We start from the raw sequence: 16,135 nt of genomic DNA, 5'->3' as shown, positions 1-16,135 counted from the left end.
CATCACACCCGCACAAAAACTGAAGAGGGCTGCGTGAATTCTACCGTAGAGCCCCGTTAAAAACGGGAGGATTACCGTGCCAATGGCTATTGCGCAGCCGTAAAGCTCCCTTGGCAAAAGATACATTGAAGCCCAAATTTTCAATCGCATTTGCGCGCTGAGCTTGGTGACTACAAAAAGCCTGGAATTGACTGTTAAACGCCGAAGAGACGCGCCTTAACGCGTTCGTCACGACGGCGCTCAGCGTCCCGCAGTCGTAAGCCTGACTAGGATTTCTCGTACAGATAATTATTAACGTCTAGGTTCGTGTGCTTGTAGCCGTGCCGCCGCAAGATTGCATCACCCGATTCAAACTCTCCCAGCGCTGCTCTAAGCTCTATCCAGATTTTTGGCGATTTTTCCGCAAGGGTATCGGCAGCTCCGTTTAGCACTGGGACATGGAAACCCTCTACGTCGATCTTAATAAAATCGACGGGTAATCCCATCTCATCGATCGATTTAACTGGATAGCCTTCACCATCAGTAAAACTGGTCGTTCCCAGATTTTTCGACTTACTGGCTTCTATCGCGAGGGAGCCTGTCCTTGCGCCAACTGCATGGTTTTCTGCAACGACGTTGTTCAGGCCGTTCAACAGAATATTTCGATCAAGCATTTTGAAAACCTGATGCTGAGGCTCAAATGATCTAACGGACTTGGCCTTACCGATTTTCGAGAAGTAAATCGTGTGGTTCCCTATGTTCGCCCCCACATCCAAAACCGCCGCGCCCTTTAATAAGGGCCTTATCTTCGACAAGAGGTGGCCTTCGTAGAAACTAGCCATTTGCAGGATTTTCATCTGCATGGTTTCATATGAGGCACTTGGGAAGTAGAACTTGATCTCGTGATCTTCATGTTGGAAAGAGAAAATATTATCTGGTCGGATAAGCAACGCTCTTTGAAGTCCACTGATAACGTCGTTTTGTTTGCTTATCTTTTGGTTGTCGCGTTGACGGTTTAATTCATTCTCTTCGAGCTGCTTGCTAATTTTTTCCAAGAGCTGAACCATAGCCTTGGCATAGAGCTGTGTGTTTTCGGGTTGGTCAGTCATTATTTCCCCACTCATTTAAACCGTACACACGGCGGCACCGCTAGATAAACTACGCCGATCCCCGCGTCACGCATCTTTTGGAGAAAATACTCCTCAATCGGAGCATTTTCGGTATCAGCTTTGCTCGCCGCGTCGGAGCTTTTCATATCCGAACATCAAAGGGTATCGCAATACGTTTATCGGCATCTGCACCGACGGAAGTGCCATTTTGGCCAATAGGGGAGGAGCTTCGAGACTTAGAATCGGCGAGCTAGCTTTGATCAGAATCAAACATAACGCTTGTTCGAAGTGAACGCCATTGTTGCGCACCGAGGGATCGAAAGCGAGATCCATACGATCGAAAACCTTAATTAACGTATCGCACAGACCGGGAAATCCACGGGTGCAATGGCAAATCAAGGAAGCGCTTTGATGGTTACGTGCGGGAGACGCCACAGCGAAGTGAAGCTTTACTGGCTGAGAATGTTGGAATATGCATCATAAATTACAGGCTTCCCGCTCGGGATAGACGAGCACTTCTAATCCATTGGCAGCGGAGCGCAGTATTCGAAATACGGGCGGGCGCCTTCGGATTTCTCCAGTGGATTCGCGACGCCGTATTTCTTTCACTGCTTGCAGCGGCTTGTCGAATGGGACACCTGACAAATCAGGCCCCATAAACTGCCACCATTTCAAGCGCTTCAACTCTGCCGCAATCGCGGGGTCAGCGAATCGATTCCTAATGATCTTTGCCGGTACCCCTCCGACAATGGTATAAGGTGCGACATCCTTGGTGACGACGGCTCCAGCCGCGATGACCGCGCCGTCACCCACTTTCACACCTCGGAGGATCATCACGTTGGAGCCAATCCAAACGTCGTTCCCAACCTTGGTCATACCCTCGTCGTCCTGGTGAAGCGGGTTCTCTACAGTAACGAAATCTCGCATGGGCTCATAAAAACCGAACTTACTTCGTTGATATTGAAATGACGCTGTACTTACCCAGTCCAGTGGATGATTTGGTTCACCGATGCTGAAGTTTGCGCCTATGCTACAGTATCGTCCTATGACCGGACTTCCCCCTACGTATGCGCTTCTCATAAAGGAATACGCACCGATTTTTAGCGCTCCGGAGCACTCCACATCGTGAAATCTTACAGGGGGTTCGAAGCTTAACTTCTTGCCCTTCTTCATCGCCCATTTGCCACCAAAAATGACACCGTACTCTCTCGCTGCTGCAAGACTGCCCAAGGAAGCTACTATGTAGTCTGACATGCTGGTCGATTCTTCCGCGCCGTATCGTTCATGCCACCTCATCTAAAGGCTGTGAACACGGCCCGCAAGTCGGAGCTAGCCAGTAAAGGTGCTTACGATTGCTTTGCCCGAGGCGGCATACTCACTTTTCGGCATTCTCATCGTCGCGAAGGCGCAGGCGCCGGTCCATCCCTAAAGCGTTGTAAACCCTTCCTTTACCACGCCAGCGGTGGCAGTCCCGATTTGGCACTGCATTAGCAATCCGTTGACCAATGAATCCCTAGGGTCTCACCTGTTCCTGTGTGGGACCGGTCCGCATGACGCGCTGCCGCGATGCAAATGGGGTTCTTCAAATGCACATGACGTGCGTCAAATGGCTGGCGATTCCCGCCGGCATGTTCGGCCTGTTCCTTCTCTGGCTGCCACTCAGCCTCCAGGCCCAGCTTGTTCTGAGTTTCGCCGTGCTCGGCGTGATGTTTCTGGCGATGACGCGCCCGAAGAACACCACCCTCCGGCTCGTCACCTTCACCTTCGCCGGCATCCTCGCCATGCGCTACGCGTTCTGGCGCACGACGGAAACGCTGCCGAGCATCCATGAACCGTTGAATTTCATCCCCGGCCTGATCCTGTATCTCGCCGAGATGTACTGCCTCGCCATGCTGGCGATCAGCTTCTTCATGCTGGCCGATCCGTTGAAGCGCAAGGTGCCGGAACTCGGCGATGCGGCGGACCTGCCGACGGTCGACGTGTTCATTCCGTCCTACAACGAGGAGCCGGAACTGCTGGCCGGCACGCTCGCGGCCGCCAAGTCGCTGCACTATCCGAAGGACAAGCTGAATGTCTATCTGCTGGATGACGGCGGCACGGAGGCCAAGCGCAACCACAAGGACCCGCGCATCTCGATTGCTGCGATTCGTCGCCACGAGCAGCTGAAGGCGCTTTGCGCCTCGCTCGGCGTGCACTATCACGCCCGCAAGCAGAACGACCACGCCAAGGCCGGCAATCTTAACGAGGGCCTGAAGGTCTCGAGCGGCGAACTGGTCGTCGTCTTTGACGCCGACCATGCGCCGGTGCGCGAATTCCTGCGCGAGACCGTGGGCTTCTTCGCCAAGGACAAAAAACTCTTCCTCGTCCAGACGCCGCACTATTTCCTGAACCCGGATCCGCTGGAAAAGAACCTCCAGACCTTTGCGCGCATGCCGTCGGAAAACGAGATGTTCTATTCGATCCTGCAGCGCGGGCTCGACAAATGGAACGCGTCGTTCTTCTGCGGTTCGGCGGCGGTGCTGCGTCGAGCGGCACTCTCGGCGGCCAACGGCTTCTCCGGCCAGTCGATCACCGAGGACTGCGAAACGGCCTTGGCGCTGCATTCCAAGGGTTGGCACAGCCTCTATGTCGACAAGCCGCTGATCGCCGGCCTCCAGCCGGAGACCTTCGTCTCCTTCATCGGCCAGCGTGCACGCTGGTGCCAGGGCATGTTGCAGATCCTCATCCTCAATCGGCCGTTCCTGGCCAAGGGCCTGACCTTGGCCCAGCGTGTCTGCTATGCCGGCATCAACCTGTTCTGGCTGTTTCCGCTGTCGCGGCTCGCCTTCGTCTTCTCGCCGCTGCTCTACATTTTCTTCTCGCTGGAAATCTACCAGGCGAACATCCTCGAATTCGCCTCTTATGCGGTGACCTACCTCATCGGCTCCTTCGCCATGCAGAGCTACCTCTACGGTCGCGTGCGCTGGCCCTGGGTTTCGGAGCTCTATGAATATGTCCAGTCGGTGCTGCTGTTCGGCTCGATCGTCAGCGTCATCCGCAACCCGCGAAAGCCCACCTTCAACGTCACGGCCAAGGGCCAGACGCTGGACCGCAGCATGCTGTCGCCGCTCGCCCGGCCGTATTTCATCATCTTCTTCGTGCTGCTGGCGGCGGCCCTCTATTCCGGATACCGCTTCCTGACGGAGCCGGTCGCCACGGAACTCCTGACCATCGTCGCCGGCTGGAACCTCATCAATCTCGGCCTCGCCGGCGCCGCGCTTGGTGTCGTGGCCGAGCGGCGGGAGCTGCGCCGCAACCAGCGCCTTCCCGTCAAGCGCCACGCGCTGATGAAGGTGGATGGCAAACTCAAGAACATCATCATCCAGGATGCGTCCTCTGGCGGCATCTCGGTTGAGTTCGTCGAGCAGGCGCCGGAGATCGACCTCGATAGCCCGCTCGAAGCGACAATCCAGTTGCGCCGCGCCGGCCAGATCATCGCCTTCGACGTGATCTGCCGCTCCAGCCGCGGTGCAGGCGAAGGCACAGTCTACGGCTTTGCCTACAAGGAACGCACGCCCGAAACCTTCATGGCGATCGCCGAGCTCATGTATTCGGATCAGGCGGTCCTGCAGGAGCGGCTGGTGCGCCGTCAGGTGCGTCACAGCTTCTTCTGGGGCACTTCGCGCTTCGCTCTCTGGAGCATCCGCGAGACGCTCCGCGCGCTCCGCTATTCGGCCGGCCTCATGCGCGAAAACGCCGTCAAATCCTTCGCCGACGCCCCCATCGTGGTGAAGGAAAACAATGCGCAGATCCCCGGCCGCGCCACGGAGCTGCCGCCGGTCCTCACAGGAACCCAAGCCTATGGCTAAGCCCACTTTTTTTACAACGCTGACGCTTGCTCTCCTCATCGCTTCGGCCGGCAGCGGCTGGGCGGAGGGGCTTGTGGCAGACGCCGTCAAGCCGCTGCTTGAGGGCAACACGCTCAGCGGCGGCCTGCTGCCGCAACCCGTGGCCACAAAAAAGATCGGGCCGACTGAAGGCGTGGCGGGCATGTTCGTGCCCTTCGAGCAGGCATCGGATGCCTTCACGCTGTCCGGCGAGGATGACGTTGCCACCTTCACCTTCGCGCTCGATGGCCCGCAGGTCTCCGCCGGCGGCACGCTGAACCTTGCCTACATCAATGCCGTCTCCGTACTGCCGGATACCGCGATGATGGATGTGGAAATAAACGGCCGCGACCTCGGCGGTTTTACCATCGCCTCGCCGAACCGGACGCTGACGGAAAAGATCGCCGTCGCATCCGAGTTTCTCAAGGCCGGCCGCAATGTCGTGCGCGTCCGCGCCCGGCAGCATCATCGCGTGGATTGCTCGCTGGATGCCACTTACGAGCTCTGGACGAAGCTTGATCCGGCACTGAGCGGCTTCGCATCGGGCGCGTCGTCGGCCTTCGCCGATTTCGACAGCCTACTCGCCGTGCGGCGTAATGCAGAACACCGCACGGATATCCGCGTCGTCGTTCCCGGTGTGCTGAGTGCCGAAGCGCTGAACGAGGTCGCTCCGGTGCTGCAATCTCTCATCCTCTTTCTCAATCGCGACGACGTGACGGTCTCCGTCGCCGACAAGACGGGTGCGGGTCCAGGCATCGACCTCGTCATGGCGATGGATCGGAACGGTGGCGCGACGCTCGCCAAGCTTGGCTTCGCACCGGCCGCACGCGGACTTTCCGTGCAGACCGGCGCATCCGCCGACCGGGCAGCCGTCATCCTGCGCGCGGCCAATCTCGGCGACGTCAACGCGACCGTTCTTACGGCCGTGAAGGGGGCGATGGCCGATGGACTGAAGACCGGCATCTTCGAGAAGGGCAGGGGCGTGCTGTCCGTCGATGCCGGCGAGCGGCGCACGCTTAGGGAGGCGGGCTATGAGACCCGTGTCTTCTCCGGTCGCCTGTCGCGCACGGATTTTGCCGTGGAAATGCCGGCGGACTTCTATCCCGCCGAATATGCGACGCTTGACCTCCGCCTCCACGCTGCAACCTCGCCGGGGCTGGAGCAGACCGCGCAGCTCCTCGTGCGTGTCAACGACAAGGTCGTCAAAAGCTACCCCTTCCGCAACCGCGAGGGCGAGCAGTTCGACGGCAAGCGCATCGAGCTGCCGCTGCGCGCCTTCCGGCCGGGCGTCAATCGCGTCGAGCTTCTGGCAGAGCTGCCGATGGCGGCGGATGCGAGTTGCCGACCGGAAGAGCGCGACGACGGCAAGCCGCGTTTCATCCTGCTCGATACGACCGCGATCGAGGTGCCGGCGCTCGCCCGCCTCGGCCGCCTGCCGGATCTGGCGGCGCTTGCGGGCAAGGCCTATCCCTATGGCGGCGGAAAGCCGTTCGACCTCGTCATTGACCGGGCGGACGAGCAATCCGTCGGCGCGGGCCTCACTTTGCTCTCGCGACTTGCGCTGTCCGCCCGTGCGCCGCTGAATGCGAAGATCGCCATCGGCACGCCTGCGGAAGGCACGGGCCGGGACGCGCTTGTCGTGTCGTCGCAGAACGATTTTGCCGATCTCGGTTCTGCCGACAAGGCGGCCTTCCCGAGTGCCGCGGATATCAATGCCTCCGTCGCCGACCTCCTCAGACCAGATCCGGTCGTCACCGCCTCGGTTTCCGATGGCGCGCGCGGCACGGGCGACGACACGGCGGACCTTCTCCAGGCCTTCCACAATTCCACCGCACAGCAGGAGGACGACCTGTCTTTCAGTGCACGTACGCAGCGCTGGCTTTCCGTCGCGTCGACGAATTTTGGCCGTTGGCTGAACTATCAGGGGGACGAAGGCCCCCGCGTCGCGCCCCACGGCGAGGGGTTCCTGGTGACGCTGTCGCAGATGCACGCACCCGGCGGCAACGCGACCTGGACGGTGATCAAGGCAAATTCTCCGCGCGACCTCGACGCCGGTGTGCAGCGTCTCGTCGACCCCACGGTCTGGCGCGACCTGGAGGGCGGCACGGCAACGATCGAGACGGCGGGCCTGTCGCTCGTCAGCCTGCCGGCGGCGGAGCGTTATGTCGCCGGCCTGACCGACCGCAGCCCCGGCAATCTGCGCCGGATCGCGGCCGCCTGGTTCTCCGATAATTTCCAGATTTACGTGCTGCTGGTGCTCGCCAGCCTCGGCGCCTTCGCCGTCTGGCTGGGGCTCGTCGTGCCGCGCAAGGGCGTGAGGTCCGATAAATGAGAACGCTGTTTCTTTCCACCCTGCTTGCCGGCTCCACGGCGCTTGCCCCGCTGGTGTTGGCCGCCGATACCAAGGCCGGTCCCGGCGACGTCGAACTGGCGGCGCTCTACTATTATGCCGAACAGCAGCAGCAGGACCGGCTCGAAGCAGAGACGAACCGGCTGCGCCAGAAATATCCGGATTTCGTCGTGCCTGCCGATGTCTATTCGCCAGCAGCACGGCAGATGGACGAAAGCGCACTCTGGACGCTCTACGAGAAGAATGACTTCATCGGCATCGAGGCGGAGATCGGCCGCCGCCGTTCGGAAAATCCCGAATGGCTGCCGAGCGAGGATTTTTCCGGCAAGCTCGCCCGCCGCAAGCAACGCGTCGAGATGATGGCCGCTACCGCCCGCAAGGATTGGATGGGCGTCATCGAGGCCGCCAAGGCACTTGATCCGGCGAGCGAGCAGGAAATCGATCTCGTCTGGATGCTGCTTGATGCCTATGCCGAGACAGGCGCGAAGGATGCACTTACCAAGGTCTATCGTGGCCTGCTCTTCCGGGAGGGCGACAAACGCCTGCCGGACCAGCAGATCCTGACCACATTGCAAAAATCCACACGGGATTTTTCCTCCGAGGACGTGCGCAAGGCGATGGGCGTGCTGGCCGTGTCGCCGATGCTGCAAGCGGGTCTCCAGCCGGTCGAACTCGACCTGACGCGCAAGGACGTCGCGGACTTCAATGCAGATGAAAAGCGCCAGACGCCGGTCGCCGAAGGCGAGGTCGGCAAGCTGCGCGCGGTGGCGAACAAGGGCGAGCGCCTCGAAGACCTGTCGCTGCTCGGCTGGTACGACCTGAAGCTGAAGGCCCCGCAGAACTCCGAGCGCTGGTTCAAGGCAGCACTTGCAAATCGTCGCGACGAAGAGAATGCCAAGGGCCTCTATCTCTCGCTGGCCGCCCAGAACAAGCAGGACGAGGCCTATGCGATCGCGGAGGACTATATCTCGGAGTTTGCCGACGATCCCGAATTCCTGATGAACGCGCTGTCGCTGCGCTTCTCCAAGCCCGACCAGCCGGATGCGGACGTGAAAACCGTGACGGCCTACAGCAATGCCATCCTTGCGACATCGAATGCCGACCACGCGGAAATCCTCGCCTGGTACGCCTACAATTCACGGCAGTACGAGGCATCGAAGGCCTGGTTCCTGAAGTCGCTGGATTGGGAAAGCGCGCCGGTCCGCGTCAAGGGCCTCGCGCTCAGCCTCATGCGTCTTGGCGAGAAGACGGACTATGCGGCGCTGGAGGCGGAGTATCGCGACATCTATCCGGATATCTGGGCGGAGATCAAAATCGCGACGCCGCCGAAGGGCCGTCGTAGCGTGGCCGTCGAGACGCCGGTTGCCGTGTCGACATCGGCAAAAGGCAGCGCTGGCAGCGGCAACGGCTATTTCGCGCATTTCAAGGCGAAGCGCTTCAGCGCCTGCATCAAGGATATCGCCAACCTGGAAGCACGCGGGGCTGTCTCGGCCGACGCCATGCTCATCAAGGGCTGGTGCCATCTCGAGCTGAACCGCATCGGGGACGCCCGCAATGCCTTCGAGGCCGCGCTCGGCAACAGCCGCACCCAGCAGGATGCCGCCTACGGTGCAGCCCTCACTCTGCTCCGCGGCCGCCTGACGGACGATGCGGAGGCGATGATCGCGATGTATCCGCTTTCGGAAAAGCGCGAGCGGGAAGTGCGTGCCGAAATCTACTGGCAGCGGGCGCGCTCGGCCTTCGATCACAAGCAATACCAGCGTGTGCTCGATGCCCTGAACGCGCGCGCCAGCCTCGTCGCCGAGCCGGCCGATCTCAGCCAGTTGCGCGGCTGGGCCTACTACCATCTCGGCAACCGCAGCCAGGCACAGGCCGTTTTCACCCGGCTGAACATGCATCTCTACGATCCCGCGGCCGCGCGCGGTCTTGCCGTCTCCTCTGCCGTTTCGACCCGATAGGATCCCCATGCGCTGGCTGCTTGTCGCCACAATCCCGTTTTTCATTGCCGGCTGCACCGCGGTGCCCGACCCGTTCCTCGAAACCGGTGCCATCCGGCCGGATGCACCGCCGCTCTCCACGGAGGTTTCCCCGGACTTTGCGGCGGCCTATCTGCCGTCGATCGCGGGCCGCATCGAAAGCGTGCGCCAGACGTCGCGCGCCGATTTCTTCGAGCAGAAGATCGTCTACACCAACGCCACGGCATCCGCCGGCGAAAACCTGCTGACCGTCCGCGTCGGTACGCCCTCGGAGGGCATGGTCTTCCTGCGGGCGCCGACACGCAGCGCAATTCTTGCCGAGATGCGGCAGGCGCTGCCGGGCGTCGCGATGGCGATCAATGCGGCGCCCGGGCAGAACCTGCACGGCGTCTATGGTTATGCCACCGGCCCGCTCGGCAAGGCTGGAAGCTGTGTCTACGCCTGGCAGTTCGCCAAGCGTGTCTCGCCAGTGCACGGGAGTGCCATGGGCCGGCTCGGCGCCGGCAACTATTCTGCGCAGGTGCGTCTGCGCTTCTGCCATCCGACCCTGCCGCAGGAGCGCCTCGCCATGCTGATGGATGGCATGCGGCTGAAACCGGTGACGCGCGAAACGTTCGACATGCTGAGCTATGCCGGCGGTAGCGGCTCCATGCGAAGCCAGCCGGTGCTGGCGCGTGCCGAGCCGATCGTGATCGTTGACGACAGCGTCGAGGTGGAGCCGCGCCGCACGCCCAAGCGTCGCGCCGTGGAGGAAAAGCGCAGGGAGGAACCGGCCGTCATCCGCAATGCCGTGCGTGTCCCGCTACCGGGTGAGACTGTCGAGGAGAAGGTGAAGGTCGCGGTGACCGAAAAGCCGGCGGAAACGTCCGGAGACAAGGCGGGGATACGCGTGAAAAGCGCGCTGGTGCCGATGCCCGAAACGGCGTCGCTGACCGAAGCCGACTGAGGCTCAAAGAAAGATGTCGTGCTCCTGCCGCACGATTTCCTGCACGAATTCCGCCACGGTGCGCACGCGGGCGAGGTCGCGGGCGCTTTCATGCCAGGTCGTCCAGTAGGCGCGGCGGATCGAAGTGGCCGGCAGAAGCCGCACCAGTTCGCCATATTGCCGGGCGATGTAGTCATGCAGGATGCCGATGCCGGCGCCGGAGCGCACGGCCTCCGTCTGGCCCGTGGCGCTTGAGATTTCGAAACCGGCATCCCAGCTGCGCATGATTTCGCCGGTGAAATTGAGCGAGGCGGTGAAGATCAGATCTTCCACATAGCCGACGCGTCGGTGGCCCTTGAGGTCCTCGACGCTTTCTGGCGTGCCGTTTTCCTTGAGATAATCGCGCGAAGCGTAGAGGCCGAGCGTGTAGTCGGTCAGCTTGGATGAGACGAGGCGGCCCTGTTCCGGCCGTTCCAAGGTGATAGCAATATCCGCCTCGCGCTGCGACAGCGAGAAGGACCGCGGCACCGGCACGAGCTGGATTTTCAGCTCCGGATGCCGCGCCGTCAGCCGCCCGAGGCGGGGAGCAAGAAAGGACACGCCAAAACCGTCCGGTGCGCCGACGCGCACGGTGCCGGCGACGGCCGTGTCGATGCGGCCGATGCTCGCCTGGGCCGCCAGCATCTCCGTCTCCATGCGCTCGGCGGCGCGCAGAAACACCTCGCCCTCGGCCGTGAGGTCGCAGCCATTGGTGCGACGGATGAGAAGCCGCGTCTTCAAGGCTTCTTCCAAAGCGCTTACGCGACGGCTCAGCGTCGCGTGGTTGACACCGAGGCGGCGGGAGGCGGCGAGGATCTGGCCGGTGCGGGCAACGGCCAGGAACATGCGTGCGTCATCCCAGTTCATTTCCGCCTCCGACTTTAATTTTTGCACAACGGTTCCTTATCCGAGGTGATTGAGTTGTGCAAATTGAAGTGCGATGATCCTCTCATAACAACGGAGGACTCCCCATGTACGAGATCGGCCATTTCATCCACGGCAAGAAGGTCGCTGGCATCAGCGGCCGCACCGCGAACGTCTTCAACCCGGCGACGGGCGAAGTTCAGGCGACGGTCGCACTTGCCAACGACGCCGACCTGCAGGCCGCGATCGACAGCGCGCTTTCCGCGCAGCCGAAGTGGGCCGCCACCAACCCGCAGCGCCGCGCACGCGTCTTCATGAAGTTCGTCGAGCTTCTGAACCAGAACATGGACGAACTGGCCGTACTGGTGTCCCGCGAGCATGGCAAGACGGTCGAAGACTCCAAGGGTGACGTCATCCGCGGCCTCGAAGTCTGCGAATTCGTCATCGGCATCCCGCATCTCATGAAGAGCGAGTTCACCGAAGGCGCCGGCCCGAACATCGACATGTATTCGATCCGCCAGCCGGTCGGCATCGGCGCGGGTATCACGCCGTTCAACTTCCCGGGCATGATCCCGATGTGGATGTTTGCACCGGCCATTGCCTGCGGCAACGCCTTCATCCTGAAGCCCTCCGAGCGCGACCCGTCCCTGCCGATCCGTCTTGCCGAACTGATGATCGAAGCAGGCCTGCCTGCCGGTATCCTCAACGTCGTCAACGGCGACAAGGGTGCAGTCGACGGTATCCTGGCGCATCCGGATATCGCTGCCGTCTCCTTCGTCGGCTCCACGCCGATCGCCCGCTACGTCTATGGCACGGCTGCTGCCAACGGCAAGCGCGCCCAGTGCTTCGGTGGCGCGAAGAACCACATGATCATCATGCCCGATGCCGATCTCGACCAGGCCGCCAACGCCCTGATGGGCGCCGGCTACGGCTCGGCCGGCGAGCGCTGCATGGCGATCTCGGTTGCCGTTCCGGTCGGCGAGGAAACCGCCAACCGCCTGATCGAAAAGCTGACGCCGATGATCGAAAGCCTGCGCATCGGTCCGTATACCGATGACAAGGCCGACATGGGCCCGGTTGTCACCAAGGAAGCTCAGGCCCGCATCCTCAGCCTCATCGACAAGGGCATGGAAGAAGGCGCTAATCTCGTCGTCGACGGCCGCGGCTTCAAGCTCCAGGGTTATGAAGACGGCTACTTCGTCGGCGGCTGCCTGTTCGACAACGTTACGCCGGACATGGAAATCTACAAGACGGAAATCTTCGGCCCGGTTCTGTCCGTCGTTCGCGCCAAGAACTACGAAGAAGCCCTCGACCTGCCGATGAAGCATGAATACGGCAACGGCGTCGCGATCTACACCCGTGACGGCGATGCGGCCCGCGATTTCGCCAGCCGCATCAACATCGGCATGGTCGGCGTCAACGTGCCGATCCCGGTTCCGCTGGCCTACCACTCCTTCGGCGGCTGGAAGTCCTCGTCCTTCGGCGACCTCAACCAGCATGGCACGGACTCGATCAAGTTCTGGACCCGCACCAAGACGATCACCAGCCGCTGGCCGTCCGGTATCAAGGACGGTGCCGAGTTCGTCATGCCGACGATGAAGTGATCCTTCTGGATTGAATATCGAAAAGGGCTCCCACCAGGAGCCCTTTTTGCATTGCCCCTTTTTTGTGCTCTGCGAAGAATAGGGGAGAAGCCCGGCCCGTTTACCCCTCGTGTTCTATGCATTTGGAAGGGGCAAACTATGTCATTTGCAGAATCGGCGCGGCCCGCAGGACAGGCGGGCGGCTTCCACCGGATTGTGTTTACCGGCAAGGCATCCGAATATTTCGGCATCTGGATCGTCAATGTGCTTTTGACGATCATCACGCTCGGCATCTATTCCGCCTGGGCAAAAGTCCGCCGCAACCGTTACTTCTACGGCAATACCGTGCTGCTCGGCCGGTCCTTTGAATACCATGCGAAGGGGCTGCAGATCCTCATCGGCCGCTTGATCGTGCTTGGCGGCTTCATCGTGCTCAACGTGATCGCCGCACTCGTTCCGATCCTCGTGCTGCTGCCGACCCTCGTCGTGCTGATCGCACTGCCGTGGCTGGTCGCCAAGGGCCTGCGCTTCAGCGCCCGCGTCACCAGTTACCGCAATGTGCGCTTCGATTTCGTCGGCGGTGCGGGCGGTGCGTTCAAGGCCTTCATCCTGGGTGGCCTGCTCGCCGTCATCACCATTGGCATCCTGACGCCGCTCGCCAGCCGCTGGGTCGCCCGTTATGTCGGCTCTAACCTGCGCTATGGCGGCAAGGCCTTCGAGACCGATCCGAAGCTCGGGCCGCTCTACAAGTCCTGGCTTCTGTCGTTCCTGATCGCGCTCGTCGGCCTCGGCATCATCGCGCTCCTCGTCCTGATGAACCTTTCGCTCATCCTGCCGATGATCGAAACGCCCGGCTTGCTGACGCCTGAACAGCAGATCCCGCTCATCTTCAGCGCGGTCATCGGCTATATCGTGCTTTTTGCCACCTTCGGCATTGCCGGCCTGTTCTACAAGGCGGGCGTGCGCAACATCACCTGGTCGACCACGACCTTCGATGGCCAGCATCAGCTGATGAGCGACGTGTCGCGCACCCGCTATACTTGGATCGCCATTTCCAACGTGATCGTGACGATCCTCACCCTCGGCCTTATGCGCCCCTGGGCAGCGGTGCGCATGGCGCGCTATACCTGGGAACATACCGGTGTCACCTTCACGGGCGATGTCGGCGAACTGTTCAACCGGATCGAGGCACAGGGTTCAGCCGTCGGCTCGGAATTCATGGACTTTGAAGGGTTTGATTTTGGCTTCTGACAATGCCGCAATCGCCGGTGGGGAATGGCACCCCGCCGGCTCGAGCCGCTCGGTCGAGGCTCGCCTCGTCGAGCGAGCCGGGGAAATCGCGGCCGTGCCGGTGGGAGGCGAAAAGCCGCTCGCCGGTGCGGGGCTCTCCTGGGTGGAGATTTCCGGCCGCGTCGGCTCCATCCCCCGCCGGGTAACGTTCCCGGACGGCTCGATCTTCGAGACCTGGGACAATGACGGCATCGATCGCTACCTCGCGGCGCGGGGCAAGGGCGGTGCCGGCATCGTGCACTGGCTGGAACAGTTCCGCCTGCGCCTTATCGTGATCGTCCTGCTGGCTTTCGTGCTGGGCGGAGCGGTTTATCGCTGGGGCGTGCCGGCGCTCGTCGAAGTGGCGATTGCCACGACGCCGCCGATCGTGCCGCAGCTCATGGCGAAGGGCACGCTCGAAGCGCTCGACCAGACGACATTCTCTCCGACCAAGCTGTCCGATGGCCGCCGCAAGGAAATCGCCGACGGTTTCGCGCGCATCGCCGGGCAGTCACCGCGTGGTGCCGGCGCCTACAGTCTCAACTTCCGCGACGGCGGGCTGATCGGGCCGAATGCCTTTGCTTTGCCGGATGGCACGCTCGTCATCACCGACCAGCTTGTCACCTTGGCGGGGGGCGATACGGAAATGGTCATCGGCGTGCTGGCGCACGAGATCGGCCATGTCGAGCTGGAGCACAGTCTCCGGCAATTCTACCGCGCCGCCGGCATGACCGGCCTGATCATGCTGATCGCCGGCGACGTCGGCTCGGCCGTCGAGGACGTTCTGGTGCAGGGCGGCGGCCTGTTGGCGCTCTCCTATTCCCGCAGTGCCGAAGCCGAAGCCGACCGCCGCTCCGTCGAACTGATGGCGAAGGCCGGCTACGACCCGACGGCAATCGCCCGCTTCTTCACGCTGCTGGAGGAAAAGCTCGGCGACAAGTCGGATACCAATATCCTCTCCACCCATCCGGGCACGCCACAGCGCAAGAAGGAAATCACCGACTATGCCCGGATCATCTCCGGCCAGTCGGACCCGGATTTGCAATAAACGAAAACGGCGGCCCGAGAGCCGCCGTTTCCTGTGTTAGCCTTGGGAGGCTTGGGTTATTACTGCGACGGGCCGTCGTTGTAGCCGACCTTGTCGACCAGCTCGGAGGCCTTCTTGCGGTTTGCCGCGATGTCGACGAGCGGCAGGGCATCCGCCTTCAGCGTGCCGAAGGACTTGACGATCTCCGAAGGCTCCGCGCCCGGCAGGACCGGATATTCGTAGACCTGCTCGGCATAGATCTTCTGTGCATTGCCGGCCGACAGGAATTCCATGAGTTTCACGGCATTGTCCTTGTTCGGCGCGTTCTTGGCGAGTGCCATGCCGGATACGTTGACGTGGCTGCCACGGTCGCCGGCATTCGGGAAGAGCACCTTGATGGCGGCCGCCCAGTCCTTCTGCTCCGGCTCCTTCTCATTGGTCAGCATGAGGCCGACATAATAGGAATTGCCGAGTGCCAGGTCGCATTCGCCGGCGAGGATCGCCTTGGCCTGATCACGGTCGCCGCCATCCGGCTTCTTGGCGAGGTTGTTCTTGAGGCCGGTCAGCCACTTTTCCGCTTCGGCTTCGCCGTGATGGGCGATCATCGATGCAGTGAGGCCGATATTGTAGGAGTGCTGGCCGTCACGCGTGCAAATCTTGCCCTTCCACTTCGGGTCGGCAAGCTCCTCATAGGTGATCTCATTCTGCGCAACGCGGTCCTTCGAGGCATAGACGACGCGCGAACGCGTGGTGAGGCCGAACCAGCTGCCATCCGGATCGCGGTACTGCGCCGGGATGTCCTTGTTGATGGTGTCGTTCTGGACCGGCTGCGTGACGCCGCCGTCCTTGGCTTCGGTGAGGCGCGCGATATCGACCGTCAGGATAACGTCGGCAGGGGAGTTCGCGCCTTCTGCCTGGATGCGCTCCACGAGACCCTTGTCGAGGAAGAGCACATTGGTGGTGATGCCGGTTTCCTTGGTGAATTCGTCGAGCAGCGGCTTGATCAAGTCCGGCTGGCGATAGGAGTAGATGTTGACTTCACCGTCTGCGTGAGCCGGTACGGCAAGGGCCAAACCAGCGGTCGAGAGAGCAAGGGCGGCGAGGGACGTCTTGAGCAGTTTCATGTGGTCCTCCTAGTGTGTTTATTC

General features: G+C 61.5%; 11 protein-coding genes. 7 read left to right on the top strand and 4 right to left on the bottom strand.

The annotated features are described in order from the left end of the window. Positions 1–266: 266 nt before the first annotated feature. On the bottom strand, positions 267–1,088 hold the full coding sequence (locus AC1RT2_RS31780) for an FkbM family methyltransferase (RefSeq protein WP_493108453.1): 822 nt from the start codon (positions 1,086–1,088) through the stop codon (positions 267–269). A gap of 477 nt (positions 1,089–1,565) precedes the next feature. Continuing rightward, complete coding sequence (locus tag AC1RT2_RS31775) at positions 1,566–2,342, bottom strand: CatB-related O-acetyltransferase (protein WP_493108452.1); 777 nt, start codon at positions 2,340–2,342, stop codon at positions 1,566–1,568. A gap of 332 nt (positions 2,343–2,674) precedes the next feature. On the opposite strand from AC1RT2_RS31775, the gene bcsA reads away from it, so the two are divergent. From bcsA to bcsN, 4 genes are read left to right on the top strand one after another with little or no spacing between them, the layout of a single operon-like run. Beyond that, positions 2,675–4,936 carry a UDP-forming cellulose synthase catalytic subunit gene (gene bcsA / locus AC1RT2_RS31770; RefSeq protein ID WP_493108451.1) on the top strand — a complete coding sequence of 754 codons (2,262 nt, stop codon included), beginning with the start codon at positions 2,675–2,677 and terminating at the stop codon, positions 4,934–4,936. Further along, on the top strand, positions 4,929–7,286 hold the full coding sequence (locus AC1RT2_RS31765) for a cellulose biosynthesis cyclic di-GMP-binding regulatory protein BcsB (RefSeq protein WP_493108450.1): 2,358 nt from the start codon (positions 4,929–4,931) through the stop codon (positions 7,284–7,286). Before bcsA ends, AC1RT2_RS31765 begins: the two co-directional genes overlap by 8 nt. Continuing rightward, positions 7,283–9,262, top strand: coding sequence for a hypothetical protein (locus AC1RT2_RS31760; RefSeq protein ID WP_493108449.1), 1,980 nt, complete (start codon positions 7,283–7,285; stop codon positions 9,260–9,262). Before AC1RT2_RS31765 ends, AC1RT2_RS31760 begins: the two co-directional genes overlap by 4 nt. 7 nt (positions 9,263–9,269) lie before the next feature. Next, positions 9,270–10,226: a cellulose biosynthesis protein BcsN gene (bcsN, locus tag AC1RT2_RS31755; protein ID WP_493108447.1), complete on the top strand. Its 957-nt coding sequence runs from the start codon at positions 9,270–9,272 to the stop codon at positions 10,224–10,226. A 3-nt stretch (positions 10,227–10,229) separates the two neighbouring features. Here bcsN and AC1RT2_RS31750 read toward each other — a convergent pair whose 3' ends face one another. After that, positions 10,230–11,111, bottom strand: a complete 882-nt coding sequence (locus tag AC1RT2_RS31750) for a LysR family transcriptional regulator (RefSeq protein WP_444800603.1) — start codon at positions 11,109–11,111, stop codon at positions 10,230–10,232. A gap of 104 nt (positions 11,112–11,215) precedes the next feature. Between AC1RT2_RS31750 and AC1RT2_RS31745 the strand changes: the two genes are divergently transcribed. The 3 genes from AC1RT2_RS31745 to AC1RT2_RS31735 all read left to right on the top strand — a co-directional run bounded on the left by AC1RT2_RS31745 (position 11,216) and on the right by AC1RT2_RS31735 (position 15,008). Then, positions 11,216–12,712 (top strand): CoA-acylating methylmalonate-semialdehyde dehydrogenase, encoded by a 1,497-nt coding sequence (locus AC1RT2_RS31745; RefSeq protein ID WP_493108445.1) that lies wholly within the window; start codon positions 11,216–11,218, stop codon positions 12,710–12,712. Between the two features lie 138 nt (positions 12,713–12,850). After that, entirely contained in the window at positions 12,851–13,942 is a 1,092-nt protein-coding gene (locus tag AC1RT2_RS31740; protein ID WP_493108443.1) for a YjgN family protein, read from the top strand. After that, entirely contained in the window at positions 13,932–15,008 is a 1,077-nt protein-coding gene (locus AC1RT2_RS31735; RefSeq protein ID WP_493108441.1) for a M48 family metallopeptidase, read from the top strand. Before AC1RT2_RS31740 ends, AC1RT2_RS31735 begins: the two co-directional genes overlap by 11 nt. Before the next feature lie 59 nt (positions 15,009–15,067). Here AC1RT2_RS31735 and AC1RT2_RS31730 read toward each other — a convergent pair whose 3' ends face one another. Further along, positions 15,068–16,111 carry a Fe(3+) ABC transporter substrate-binding protein gene (locus tag AC1RT2_RS31730; protein WP_069059890.1) on the bottom strand — a complete coding sequence of 348 codons (1,044 nt, stop codon included), beginning with the start codon at positions 16,109–16,111 and terminating at the stop codon, positions 15,068–15,070. Positions 16,112–16,135: the final 24 nt, after the last annotated feature.

This window comes from Shinella sp. GW821-FHT11G07 (assembly GCF_058808115.1).
Note: the sequence above shows the minus strand (reverse complement) of the source record. Positions and strands in the feature narration are given on the sequence as shown.

Bases quoted from the DNA above. Each gene is read 5' to 3' on its own strand.
- AC1RT2_RS31780 (WP_493108453.1), bottom strand. From the start codon at position 1,088: ATGACTGACCAACCCGAAAACACACAGCTCTATGCCAAGGCTATGGTT.
- AC1RT2_RS31775 (WP_493108452.1), bottom strand. From the start codon at position 2,342: ATGTCAGACTACATAGTAGCTTCCTTGGGCAGTCTTGCAGCAGCGAGA.
- bcsA (WP_493108451.1), top strand. From the start codon at position 2,675: ATGCACATGACGTGCGTCAAATGGCTGGCGATTCCCGCCGGCATGTTC.
- AC1RT2_RS31765 (WP_493108450.1), top strand. From the start codon at position 4,929: ATGGCTAAGCCCACTTTTTTTACAACGCTGACGCTTGCTCTCCTCATC.
- AC1RT2_RS31760 (WP_493108449.1), top strand. From the start codon at position 7,283: ATGAGAACGCTGTTTCTTTCCACCCTGCTTGCCGGCTCCACGGCGCTT.
- bcsN (WP_493108447.1), top strand. From the start codon at position 9,270: ATGCGCTGGCTGCTTGTCGCCACAATCCCGTTTTTCATTGCCGGCTGC.
- AC1RT2_RS31750 (WP_444800603.1), bottom strand. From the start codon at position 11,111: ATGAACTGGGATGACGCACGCATGTTCCTGGCCGTTGCCCGCACCGGC.
- AC1RT2_RS31745 (WP_493108445.1), top strand. From the start codon at position 11,216: ATGTACGAGATCGGCCATTTCATCCACGGCAAGAAGGTCGCTGGCATC.
- AC1RT2_RS31740 (WP_493108443.1), top strand. From the start codon at position 12,851: ATGTCATTTGCAGAATCGGCGCGGCCCGCAGGACAGGCGGGCGGCTTC.
- AC1RT2_RS31730 (WP_069059890.1), bottom strand. From the start codon at position 16,111: ATGAAACTGCTCAAGACGTCCCTCGCCGCCCTTGCTCTCTCGACCGCT.